Here is a 12,445-nt window from a genome sequence, read left to right on the forward strand (position 1 = left end):
TTCTACTTTTTGGGGGTGGAGAATTCCTTCTCAATCAAGAGCTTTTCTCAATAACCCCTCCAGTCCCTGAGCTACAAAGCGCTTTTTGAACCGAAGGGTTTGGCAATAACCCAGTCCCAGAAGCTCTGCTGCAGCTTTCAAGGTCACAAGTTCCGAGATTCCATCCTGTAGTACAGCACACCTTTTCATCTATACCTTTGTAACTGCGTAGTACTTCATTTCTTTTCCCCCTTAAAAGAGCCAACACCAGGTTCTCTCTTAAGGGGCAGTTTATCCTGGTAAGCGATACTTTAAAATAGTAATGAGTGTGACTTTTTAAAATTGTAGCCACAATATACGTCGCCCTACTTTTCTTACCTTTCAAGGTATGTTACAATTCTCCGCAAAACATTTCGATATTTGGGAAAACGACGAAATGAAAAACGAAGTATACGACCTGGTAACCATCTTCAAAGCACTTGCTGAACCAAGCCGCATTCGCATTGTTCTGGCTTTGAGCCAGGGAGAATACTGCATCTGTCATCTCACAGAGCTTCTGCAGCTCTCCCCTTCCACGGTTTCCAAACACTTATCCATCCTCAGGCAGGCCGGCCTGATTGAAACCCGGAAAGATGGGAAATGGGTTCGCTGTTTCCTTTCGGGAAATGAAGCTTCCCCTACATCGAGGGAAGCCCTGGCGTGGGTCATCAACTTTGCTGGAAAAAGCGAGCAAGCCCGAAAGGACGCCCGTCTTCTAAAAGAAATATGCAAAAGAAGCAAAGCCTGTGAAAATCAGGGCAAGTCAAGCGTCAATTCTAAAAGCAATCTCCAACCCACTCAAAAAGAGGTGATTTCCGATGAAAAATAACACTCAGAATACTCCTCAGGAAGCAAGAACGCTGGGGTTTTTTGAGCGCTACCTCACCCTTTGGGTAGCTTTGTGTATCCTGGGCGGAATCCTGCTTGGAAAAGTTGCGCCCAACGTAGCCAAGACTTTGGACGGTATGGCAATTTACGTTGGTGAAGCCCCGGTAGTCTCTATTCCCATTGCCATTTGTCTCTTTTTCATGATGTACCCCATCATGGTCAAAATTGATTTTGCCAACGTCTTGAAAGCGGGGAAAAACCTCAAACCGGTGGGCTTGACTCTGTTCATCAACTGGGCTGTGAAGCCTTTCACGATGTACGCCATCGCCATCTTTTTCCTGGGCTTTCTCTTTCGGGGACTGATAGGAAGCGAGGCCGTCGATTACGTGAAAATGCCCTTTGGCCTTGACCTTCCTGTAGGTGCTACCTACGGAGTGGGTAGGGTGGTCATGGTTGAAGGGCTGAAAATGCTTGCCGTACCCCTGTGGCGCTCGTATCTCGCTGGTTGCGTGCTTTTGGGCATTGCACCCTGCACAGCCATGGTGCTTGTGTGGAGCTATCTGGCCCGGGGCAATGACGCCCACACCCTGGTCATGGTGGCCATCAACTCCCTGACCATGCTCCTCCTTTATGGTCCTTTGGGAGGGTTTTTGCTCGGCGTGAGCCGTCTTCCCGTTCCCTGGCAGGCACTGCTCCTTTCCATAAGCATTTACGTAGCACTTCCGCTGGTTGCCGGATATTTTACACGAAAAAGCATTATCACAAGGAAGGGCGAAGAGTGGTTCAAAGAAAAGTTCCTGCACCTTTTAACACCCATTACCATCGTTGCGCTACTTATCACTCTGGTGCTCCTTTTCTCCTTCAAGGGAGAAGTAATCCTTGACAACCCCCTCACCATCCTGTGGATTGCCATTCCCCTTTTCATCCAGACTAACTTGATTTTCTGGCTCGGTTACTTCCTGGCCCGGCTTTTGAAACTCAACTATGAAGATGCTGCACCTTCGGCAATGATTGGTGCTTCCAACCACTTTGAGGTAGCCATCGCCACCTCCACCATGATTTTTGGGCTTTCCTCAGGAGCTTCCTTAGCCACCGTGGTGGGCGTACTGATTGAAGTTCCGGTGATGCTTTTGCTGGTGCGTATTTGCTTGCGAACCAGCCACTGGTTCACCCGGGAAGAAGAGGTTATGGTGGCTCGAGAAGCCTTTGAGGAAGCTTGAGAGTAAAACACGAAAAAAATTGCAAAATTTTTTCTACCACCCCTTGACAGAGTAATCAGGGGGTGGTATTATTGTCTATGCCACGGGTTCTGAGGAATCAGAAAACCTGAGGTTCGGGAAAAAGAGCTTAAGCCCGCAAGGGAAAAGCTCGAAGCTTTCCGAAAGGAAAGCAAAAGCCTGAGCCTGAAGCGTCGAGGGTGTTTAGTGAAAGCTGGATTCCTCGACGAGAAAAGGTTGGAAGGTTCGTTGGAACCCGTGGTTTTTTTATTACCATAATTTTCATTTTCCGTTGCCAGAATTATGTGCCTATGTGCCACTGCGTGCCGGCATCATCCCTCGCTTTTTCCCAAACATTGGCGAAAAACACCAGAGAAACCGCCACATCCTCCAAACCCTGCTCGGCACATTGTGCATATGGCCTCCCCCGGCTATGAAAGAATGGACTTCCGCTTTCATTGAGGGAGCGCACCCAGATATAAGGGTTACCTCCCAAAATCCGTGCAAGCGGCTTCCCTCTCCAGAGGCTTAAGTTTAAGCCGACCCAGCCCTACGACCTTATCAGAGTTCAAGCCAAGCCCTTTCCTCTCCTGACTCTTTCATACCACAAGGCGCAGTATCCAACTCTTGCAAGGGTTGGCCCTCTCAGTGAAACACTGTGAAGAGAAAGCGCTCCGCTCAGTTGAGGGTATAGCAGAAGCTTCGGCAAAAGCTTTAGAAAACCTCAGGTAAAGACAAGCTCTTTGCCCTCCTTCCCGGGCAATCCGATTTCGGGATTCAAAGCATTAAGCATCCAAGCCATTCACATCCTCCAGGTTAAAGATTCGCGACCCCAAAACCTGGGCTCTCTTTCCCACCCACCGTTTCCGGGTACACCTCCTTGCACAGCTTTCCGTAGCGATTGAAGGGTGTAGCAAAATTAGCTTATCACTCAAAGATTGCATCTTTGGACTGGATAGTGGCTACCACCGTCAAAGACAGGAAATTGTCAGCTTCATCGTGTAGCAAATCCTGAAAGCGATTGCCATCGTGGCTGTTCCTTCGCTACTTCTGGGTTGCTTTTTAAGCGGTATCCTGAGTCAGCTACCAACGACTAAAACCGTAGGTTTCCTTGCCGCATCACTTGCGAGCAAATCATCTCACCTCTTACCAGTTTGAAAGAATAAGAGAAAAATGGTGGGCGAAGCTCAGGAAGAGCACACAGTAGATGTACTAGTTCAACATATGTGAGACAGTAGGCGGCAGCGTATCGCTGTAGATATTGGGCGGGGCTTAAATATCCCAGGCTTTGATGCGGTCTAATTTGATTATAAACTCTCCTAGTCCCTTCCTTTAATTCCGGCCACATCACCTTTAAGTTTATTTTCACCATCATAACCAGCCCAAAATTCTTCCCTGTATGTCCTATTGAGCCTCTCCACCACCGCGTTGAGCTTCGGACTCCGCGGCGGTAAACAGAACAGCTTTATACTGTACTCTTTACACCCAAGCTCAAAATCGGCATAGAACTCGCTCCCACCATCTACCTGTATAGCTCTTATCCCAAACAGGCTCCCCCTTATCAGCTCCTCCAAAAACTCCTTGGCTAAATAAGCCGTCGCTGCCTTCCTTCGTCTGGAAACGACTACTTCGATACTACGTCACTCGCCGAAAATTGCTTATACACGCATCCAAGTCCAGGCCTTATGTCTAATGTGTCAATCTGAACTAAATCCCCAGGCCTCTCCACTCTGTATTCTTGCGGCTTGCCTATGGCGTATATCCGTTTCCTTGGTATCCTCCTCACCTTGACCTTATTTACCGGTTCTTTTAAAACACCCCTACGCTTTAAAACAGCTTATGATCGCCCTACCGTCGACTCAGAAACATCAAACCCTTCTTCCCTTTATGAGCACAGCCAGTTTTGCTTTCCTCCACCTCGGGTACTTCTTTCTTAATTCCCGAATCCTTTCCACCAACCCTACCGACCATGACGGCTTTCTGACATGCTTGGGCCTCCTGCTCTCGTTTTCGAGGCTTCCCAGGTTGTATGGATTAAACCTCTTCTTCCACCTGTAATAGGTTGACCTCGATATCCCGAATCGCCTGCAGGTTACAGATACCGGGTGGTTTTGGGCAAATTCCAAAAACGCAAGCCTTACTTTCGCTTCCCTTGAAATGTCTTTAATCTTTGATAGCTTTTTCGTCGGGAAGGGAATGATGTTGCCTATGCTCATTGACACACCGGTGCCATGAACCTGTAGACTTTTCTTGCTGTATGAGCTAAGCTTCGTAACAGGTGTGGGGTCCTCCTTTCTATCCTTAAGTTTTTCTTCCCAAACCCAGGATAAAGGACCCCGCACCTTTTTGTCTACTTACCTCCTTTCTTTTCTCTCCTCCACCTGTTTCACATGTATCTGAACTTTATCAGTGGAACCGTAACACAAAACCGATGAAGCGCTTTCAGAAGCGAACCTCAGGGTCTCACTGTTTCAGCATACTGAACCGGCAACGGTTTTCTCGGTGCCGCCTTGAATCGGTGCCGGCCTTGTCAGTGCCGCCCTGAACTGACGGCGGAGCCGTCACCCTGGACTTGTTTCAGGGTCTCATTGTTTCAGCATCTCCTTGTTTCAGGATCTCCTTGTTGCGGGATCTCATTGTTGCGGCACCTCTTGTTTCAGGATCCCATTGTTTCGGGATCTCATGTTTTGATCATCCCAAACTGACAACTTCGCCGTCATGCCGAATTTATTTCGGCATCTCCTTATTTCAACACCTCCTTCTTTCACGATTTTTGAACTTTTTCTCTTTCTGGAAGACCTTTCTTTTCTTGCTTCCAATACATCGACAGAAAATGCTTCTCGAAATAGTGCTGTTTTGGTCTCTGATTGAGTTTTCATGCGGGTTTTAGGGTATTTTGGCTTCTCTGGGGCTTTCGGTGGGGGTTTGAGGGTATTTTGGGGGTCAATGCGGGGTGATTTTTCTGTCGATGTCCGGTAACCGGAAAACCCCTGGGGATCGACAGAAAAATGAAAATGGGTTGTAAGTCTCTTGACATGGGGATTAGTTCATGTTTTAATGGTTTCAGATACGCACCTTGACAAGTGAATATCGATTTTAAAAAGCCTTTATTTATAACCCTTTTACGGGTTTGTAGCTTCCCTATAAGGGATTGAAACGTTGTATTGAAGCGCAAAGAAGGTAAGAAATACCCCATGTTTGTAGCTTCCCTATAAGGGATTGAAACTGAAGCAAGAAAAACTGTAGCAGCAAGCGAAGACCTGAAGTTTGTAGCTTCCCTATAAGGGATTGAAACCTTCCTAAATCCCCAGGTTGATATTTCCATTTCCTGTGTTTGTAGCTTCCCTATAAGGGATTGAAACAGTATACATCGACAAAGAAATGCATTTCTTCTTCTCCGTTTGTAGCTTCCCTATAAGGGATTGAAACTCTTGCCATTGCGCTTCCCTGCCTTTTCCTTTTTCCGTTTGTAGCTTCCCTATAAGGGATTGAAACGTGCCTGGGCGAATTCCCCACCACTGCCGTGGACAGTTTGTAGCTTCCCTATAAGGGATTGAAACAAGGTATTGCTCGCACTCATGCTTACATTTTAACCGGTTTGTAGCTTCCCTATAAGGGATTGAAACTGCAGGAGCTTGCTTGTGTTTTGTACACGTTCCGAAAGTTTGTAGCTTCCCTATAAGGGATTGAAACGCCCCCTCCTTCCTTTTGTTATATGCGGCATTACGGTTTGTAGCTTCCCTATAAGGGATTGAAACAAATCTCGATTCAATTTTCGTGTACATCTTCGTCTCGTTTGTAGCTTCCCTATAAGGGATTGAAACAGCGATGAAAAAGGTTCTTTCTTTCAAATATAGGCAGTTTGTAGCTTCCCTATAAGGGATTGAAACGTATTCTCGAGCTGGTAGACGAGTAAATCCTTGAGGGTTTGTAGCTTCCCTATAAGGGATTGAAACTCACTTTCAACATTTCTCGGGCTATGCGCCCTGCTGGTTTGTAGCTTCCCTATAAGGGATTGAAACAAGCCTATGCCAATGACACCACGAAAATACCGCCCAGTTTGTAGCTTCCCTATAAGGGATTGAAACGCATAAACTGGAGCGTGCCCAATATCGAGGGATTTCATCGTTTGTAGCTTCCCTATAAGGGATTGAAACACCTTTTCAAACCTTACACCGAACCCGTATAGGTTGTTTGTAGCTTCCCTATAAGGGATTGAAACATCTTCTCATCGAGCCTGGGGTCAATCCAGACGCCGTTTGTAGCTTCCCTATAAGGGATTGAAACATCAGATAAAAATGCTTGAACTCTCCAATCACTATGTTTGTAGCTTCCCTATAAGGGATTGAAACAAGCCCTCTTTGAAGAGGGCTGGGAGTAGGGGCTCTGCCCGTTTGTAGCTTCCCTATAAGGGATTGAAACGCACATTTGAAAGCCTCAGTGGGACAGGTAAGTGGCGTTTGTAGCTTCCCTATAAGGGATTGAAACTGCTATTCCGCTTTCCTTTGTTCTTGAGAAGAGCATGTTTGTAGCTTCCCTATAAGGGATTGAAACTAAGGTGCGTTTGAAGCACCACTATGTGAAAAAGGAGTTTGTAGCTTCCCTATAAGGGATTGAAACAGGTCCTGGGTAAAGAGTGCCGACGCACGGCATGCAAGTTTGTAGCTTCCCTATAAGGGATTGAAACTGGAAATGCAGCGTGTTGTTGATGAACTCTTTGTGGAGTTTGTAGCTTCCCTATAAGGGATTGAAACCGTGGAAAAGATTGTTTATTATGCCTCTAACAATGAGAGTTTGTAGCTTCCCTATAAGGGATTGAAACTCTTTTGTGGAAGAAATGGGGGGTGTGGCAATGGCTGAGTTTGTAGCTTCCCTATAAGGGATTGAAACAAGAAAGCGGGACGGGCTTGGAAGTTAGCTGGGATGGTTTGTAGCTTCCCTATAAGGGATTGAAACTTTTTTCTTCCTCCTTCCTGCCAGGCCGAGCCTGGCGTTTTGGTTTGTAGCTTTCCTATAAGGGATTGAAACGTGTAGATATTGAAATCATGAAATCCCGAAAGAAAGAGATGCTGAAATCCTGAAATAACAAGTAGACCTTAAAGTCCGTCATTCCGAACTGACAAAAGCTCCGCTTTTGTCATCCTGAATTTATTTCAGGATCTCGGTTGTTTCGGAATCTCAGGTGTTTAGATTAAACAAGGAGATGATGAAATAACAAAAGAGATACTGAAACTATGAGATGCTGAAACAGTGGAATCCTGAAATAGACCCTGAAACAAATAGACCCTGAAACAAGTCCAGGGTGACAAATTCTTCGAATTTGTCAGTTCCGGATAACCAAAATCGTTGATTTCAGCTGGTTCAAAATGACCAATTCTCTGGATTTACCAATTCAGGCTATCTTTGATTTTGCATTATGCTTGAAAATAAAAAAGCGGGATGGGGTGTCCATCCCGCTTTCTCTTTCTGTGTGTGTTTCCTGGTTTCTTTCAGATTCTGAAGCGCTCCACCAGCTTCTGTAGTTTCTGGGCCATCTGGGCAAGCTGCTCTACTGAAGAGTTGACCTCTTCCAGTGAGGCATTCTGCTCTTCAGTGGAGGCAGAGACCTCTTCACTGGAAGCCGCATTCTCTTCAGCCACTGCAGCCACAGAAGCAAGGTCTTCAGCAATCTGCCGCACACCTTCTGTGGCCTGAGCGGTGAGGGAGGCACTCTCTTCGGAGAGCTTGACCACTTCCTGGGCACTTGAGGTGGTTTCTTCCTGGGCTCTCTGGGCTTCAAGGAGGGATTGGGAGAGGTTTTCGATGTTTCTCTCCAGACGCTCAATGGCCGAGAGGATGGAGTTGAAGTTCTGGGCTACCTGCTCACTCTCTCTGCTTCCTGCTTCCACTTCACTCTGGGCTTTCTGCATGCTCTCCACTGCAGAGTGGGTGTCTTTCTGGATTTCAGCGATGAGCTTTCCAATCTGCTCGGCAGCTTGAGCTGACTCCTCAGCCAGTTTTCTCACTTCTTCAGCCACCACCGCAAAGCCTCGCCCAGCATCTCCAGCTCGGGCAGCTTCAATGGCAGCATTGAGGGCCAAGAGGTTGGTCTGCTCGGCAATGCCGGTTATGAGGTCCACAATCTTTCCAATTTCCTGAGAGCGCTCGTTGAGGACCTGGATGCTTCCAGCTACCTCTTCACTCACTCGGGCAATGGAGGAGACATTCTCGATGAGTTTGTGCAGGGACTCTTTTCCTTTCTGGGCTTCTTCTTTGGTGGTGGTACCTTCTTCTTTGGTCTTCTGCATTACTTCAGTGATTTGATCCAGAGCTTGCTGGTTCTTTTGGAGGTTTTCCTGCATCTTCTCAAGGAGTTCCAGGTTGCGCTGGGTGGCTTCAGCAACTCTCTGGGCTCGTTCACCAATTTGAGCTGCTTCTTCACTCACTTTCTGCAGCTCTTCACTCTGGCGGGTGGAGCCTTCAGCAACCTGAGCAATGGTCTGGGCTATTTCCTGAGTGGCTTTGGAAATCTCCTCAACTGATGCTGAGAGCTCTTCACTGGATGAAGCAAGAGAGGAGGAGGTGGTGAGGATTTCCTGGGTCATACTCCTCAAGCTTTCCACCGTGGCAGAGAGAGCTTCAGAGAGTCTTCCTATTTCATCCCGGGATTTGGCTTTTTCAATCTGGACGGTGAGGTCTCCTTCTTTGACCCGCTCTAAAGCTTCAGTGACTCGGGCAATGGGTTTGGCGATGGAGTTGGATATCCAAAGGGAGATGAAGATGACCACCAAAGCCACCACAGCAATGAGCACATAGACTAAGTTGAGGACCTGTTTGGCTGGGGCAAGGATGGTGGCATAGTCAACTTTACCTACCACTCTCCAGTTTTTGTAGTTTTCCCCAGAGAAAAGACCGCTTTCTGGAACAGTGGTGAAAACGGCCACCGCATCAAGGCCTTGGAAGGTGTAGCGGATGGAGCCTTCCTGCTTGCTTAGCTCAGCTTTCAGGTGGCCCATGCCCAGTTCATCCAGAGTTTTTCCAATCAGGCTGGGGTCCGGGTGGAGGATAAGGTCATTGTGTTTTGCACAGTAAACATAGAGATATCCATCTCCAAAATCCACGCCTTTGGTAAGCTCTTTATAGAGATTGCCCAGGTCAAGGTAAAGCACCAGCACACCGGAGAACATGCCCAGTTCGTTGAAAACCGGTGCTGCAATGTCAATTGCCCAGGTCTTGAAGCGCTGGGACTGGATGAGGTCGGTAATCACCACATCTTTCCGCTTCACTGCTTCCTGGTACCAGTCTCTTCCACTTACATCCTGGCCAATTCCTACTCCCTGGGTATCAATGGCTATTTTCCCTTCTGAATCAGTGAGCGAAGCTGCGAGGTAAAGGGGGTTTTCACTGACCAGCTTCTCGAGCTTTCGCAGTTTCTTTTGCGAGGGCACGTTGTTTGCGCTCAAGGTGGCATCTTCAGCAAGCATGGCCACTGCCCGCGCGGTATTGCCCAGAAAATCAGCCAGGTTTTTGCCCAGAAGTTGCGACGCTGCGCGGTAATTTGTCATCTCGTGCTCGGCGAGGGTCTTTATAAAGCTCTGGGACGAAAAATAGGCTAAGGCACCCAAGGGAGCCAGAGCAAAGATTAAAAACCACACAAGGAGCTTGCCTTTTAAGCTTTTCTTTCGGGCGGTCTTTTTCCTTCGCACTTAAAAATGCCTCCTTCCTCCCAAAAATGAGCCAGAAAACCTTTAGAAAAAGCCTGTCTATCTTATAAATCGGCATTTTGCCGAAAAACTTTAGGTTCTTTTAAAAAAATTCAGCAAAAATCACTGTCAGCATCGCTCAAGCTCCGCCAGTCCTGCGTGGGGCATCAATTGATGCTAAAACTTCCTCACAAAAAGCAATCTGCCAGAACCCTCTTCAGCGCTGCATTTGGCCAGTTTTTTCGAAAAATTTTTGCTTAAAATTAAAAAATTGTTGACAACTTTCTTGGCTTAAGTTAGTATTGAAGGCTGGCTCTTTTCCCCAGAGTCATAAATTACAAAAGGAATGTATGTGATGAATAGAGTTTTTCTATCGGTTGTTTTGCTGGTTGCGCTTTCCTGTGTCTTTCTGGGTGCTACTCTCCCCCTCCCGGCCCAGGAAACGCAAGTGGTACAAGTAGTAAGCGGCGACTATTACCCACCCTTTTTCTGGCTGGACGAGGAGGGAAACCCCCAGGGCATAACTGTAGATTTACTGGAAAAACTGGAGGAAAAAACACTGCTTCGCTTTGAGATAACCGCCCTTCCCTTTGCCTCGGCCCTTGAGAAAACCGCCAGTGGCCAATTTGACATGATCAATCTGATTTTCAAAACCCCAGAGCGCGAAAAGCAACTCCTTTTTTCACAACCAGTTTTACGGATTGAAGGCTGGGTTTACGCAAGAAAGAACATCAGCGCTCAAAAGGCCGGAGACCTCAACCAGTACCTGATAGGCGCTGTGGAAGGTGATGCCAGCGTCGATGCACTCAGGGAGAAATACCCCACACTCAGCATCGCTCTTTTCCCAGATTACGAGCGCCTGATGCAGGAAGCACGTAGTAAACGGCTTCACGCTTTCTTGGTGGAAAGCTACACTGCCCAGTACTACCTTACCAAATACGATTTGAACTCTCAGTTTCGGCCCTTAGAGAAGATAAACGAACAGTGGGCTTACTTTGCCTTTCCTCTCACGCGCCAGGACCTGGTCCCTCTCGTCAACCAGGGCCTCTCCAAAATAGCGGATGCCGAGTGGGAGGAGCTGCTTGCGCCCTATGCCTTGAGGCGGGTTTTTATGTGGCCCCACTGGCTAAATATCCTGCTTTTGGTGCTTTTTGCAGGAAGCGGTGCTTTTTTGAGCTTTTTCTTCTGGAAAAACAGCTACCTCAAAAAAGAAGTGGCTCGGCGCACTAAAGAGCTCCAAAAAGCCGAGCGGGAAGCCCAAAAAGCTTACCAGTGGTTTCAGGAAGCTCTGGACGCCACTTATGCACTGCGTGCCGAAGCCGATGAAAAGGTTTTTCTGGGCAAAATCCTGCAGCTTTTCTTCGGGACAGTACCCGGGATTAAAGCCCTGCTTGGTGTTTTTCTCAACCACCAGAAAAACACCTGGAACCTTTACTACCAGGATGAAAAAGAGAGCTTGAATGCTTCCTTCGCTTTACCTGACTCCACCTCCTTCCCCAAGGATGCCCAGAAAATATATCTTTTTCTCAAAAGCGAGGGTTATCTGGATTTAAATCCTATGCTCAAAGAACTTCCCACCCAGAGCTTTACCTTTTCCAAAAAAGGAACCCCCCTGGGTGCTTTCTATATCTGGGGAGAAGACCTTGAACAGCATCGGGAACTTCTCCAAAAACTGCAGCACAACTTGGCCATTTTTTACCTCCTGAAGCACTACTCAAGGGAAGAACAACTTTTTGAGGAGCGGACCATCTCGGCAGTGCTGAAGGCCTTAGAGTACCACGACCCTTACACCGAGGGTCACTCAGGACGGGTTGCCCACTACGCACAGTGCATAGCCCGAATGCTGGGCATAAACGAAAAGGAGGAACAGTTGCTCCGCCGGGCAGGGCTACTTCATGACATTGGGAAAATCGCCGTTCCCCGGCACATCCTCACCAAAAAGACCACCCTGGACCTTGAAGAGTACGAGGAAGTGAAAAAGCACTCCAAAAAAAGCTATGAACTCATAAAAAGCGTGGAAGGCCTGACAGAAATTGCCGAAATCTGCCTTTACCACCACGAGCGCTTCGACGGGGCGGGCTATCCCGAAGGGAAGGATGATGACCATATTCCGCCTCTTTCCCGAATTCTCGCTGTGGCTGACAGCTTCGACGCTATGACCAGCGAGCGCCCCTACCGGCGCTTGCTCACCTTTGAAGAAGCCTTGCTTGAGCTGCGCCTGTGCGCTGGAGGGCAGTTTGATCCCCAAATCGTTGCCGAAATCCTCAAGCACTCCGAAACGCTGAGGGAAGCTTTTGAAAGCCACCTTGCAAAAAGGTGAGTTTGGGAAACGGTAAAAAGAACCGCTTCGGCCTATCACCGTTACAGAACCTGCTGAATTTACCGGAAAATCCTTTGAGAAATTTCAAGGACTCCTTTGCGTACTCAAGCCTTGAGTATAGCTTTCCGAGTAAAAGCCAAAATCAGCAGAATAAAGGAATACCAGGTAAGGATCGCAAGCAATTCGAGCCCCTCCGTAACATTCGCAAAGCAGGTTGCTACTTCGCACGTCCTGCGGCATAGTCAAACCAGGCGACTTTTGCTCATCGAGCACCTTCCCCTTGGCAAGAATCCCGGATGCAAGGCGATTACTTTCTCTTGAGAGTTCCACTTCCCCAGGAATTAAAACAAAAACTAAGAGGAGCTTCTCGAGAAATGCCT

At 47.7% G+C, this 12,445-nt stretch carries 7 protein-coding genes and 1 CRISPR repeat array; of the genes, 3 read left to right on the forward strand and 4 right to left on the reverse strand.

The window, feature by feature from the left end:
* The first annotated feature begins 367 nt into the window (after nt 1-367).
* Both QBE54_RS08310 and arsB read left to right on the forward strand, forming a co-directional pair.
* Nucleotides 368-847, forward strand: a complete 480-nt coding sequence (locus QBE54_RS08310; protein ID WP_369017731.1) for an ArsR/SmtB family transcription factor — start codon at nt 368-370, stop codon at nt 845-847.
* Entirely contained in the window at nt 837-2,066 is a 1,230-nt protein-coding gene (gene arsB, locus QBE54_RS08315; RefSeq protein WP_369017728.1) for an ACR3 family arsenite efflux transporter, read from the forward strand. The genes QBE54_RS08310 and arsB overlap by 11 nt, the downstream gene beginning before the upstream one ends.
* Nucleotides 2,067-3,382: 1,316 nt before the next feature.
* Here the strand turns inward: arsB and QBE54_RS08320 are convergent.
* From QBE54_RS08320 to QBE54_RS08330, 3 genes are all read right to left on the reverse strand, one after another.
* Nucleotides 3,383-3,637, reverse strand: a complete 255-nt coding sequence (locus tag QBE54_RS08320) for a hypothetical protein (RefSeq protein ID WP_369017732.1) — start codon at nt 3,635-3,637, stop codon at nt 3,383-3,385.
* A 294-nt stretch (nt 3,638-3,931) separates the two neighbouring features.
* Complete coding sequence (locus QBE54_RS08325) at nt 3,932-4,405, reverse strand: helix-turn-helix domain-containing protein (protein WP_369017733.1); 474 nt, start codon at nt 4,403-4,405, stop codon at nt 3,932-3,934.
* A 786-nt stretch (nt 4,406-5,191) separates the two neighbouring features.
* Nucleotides 5,192-7,091: a CRISPR direct-repeat array (repeat unit 30 nt; unit sequence GTTTGTAGCTTCCCTATAAGGGATTGAAAC).
* A 461-nt stretch (nt 7,092-7,552) separates the two neighbouring features.
* Nucleotides 7,553-9,748 carry a methyl-accepting chemotaxis protein gene (locus QBE54_RS08330; protein ID WP_369017734.1) on the reverse strand — a complete coding sequence of 732 codons (2,196 nt, stop codon included), beginning with the start codon at nt 9,746-9,748 and terminating at the stop codon, nt 7,553-7,555.
* A gap of 352 nt (nt 9,749-10,100) precedes the next feature.
* Here QBE54_RS08330 and QBE54_RS08335 point away from each other — a divergent pair, with 352 nt between their 5' ends.
* Nucleotides 10,101-12,065 (forward strand): HD domain-containing phosphohydrolase, encoded by a 1,965-nt coding sequence (locus QBE54_RS08335; protein ID WP_369017735.1) that lies wholly within the window; start codon nt 10,101-10,103, stop codon nt 12,063-12,065.
* A gap of 84 nt (nt 12,066-12,149) precedes the next feature.
* On the opposite strand, the gene QBE54_RS08340 is transcribed toward QBE54_RS08335, so the two are convergent.
* Entirely contained in the window at nt 12,150-12,395 is a 246-nt protein-coding gene (locus QBE54_RS08340; RefSeq protein WP_369017736.1) for a hypothetical protein, read from the reverse strand.
* Between the last annotated feature and the right edge of the window lie 50 nt (nt 12,396-12,445).

This window comes from Thermatribacter velox (assembly GCF_038396615.1).
Lineage (GTDB): Bacteria > Atribacterota > Atribacteria > Atribacterales > Thermatribacteraceae > Thermatribacter > Thermatribacter velox.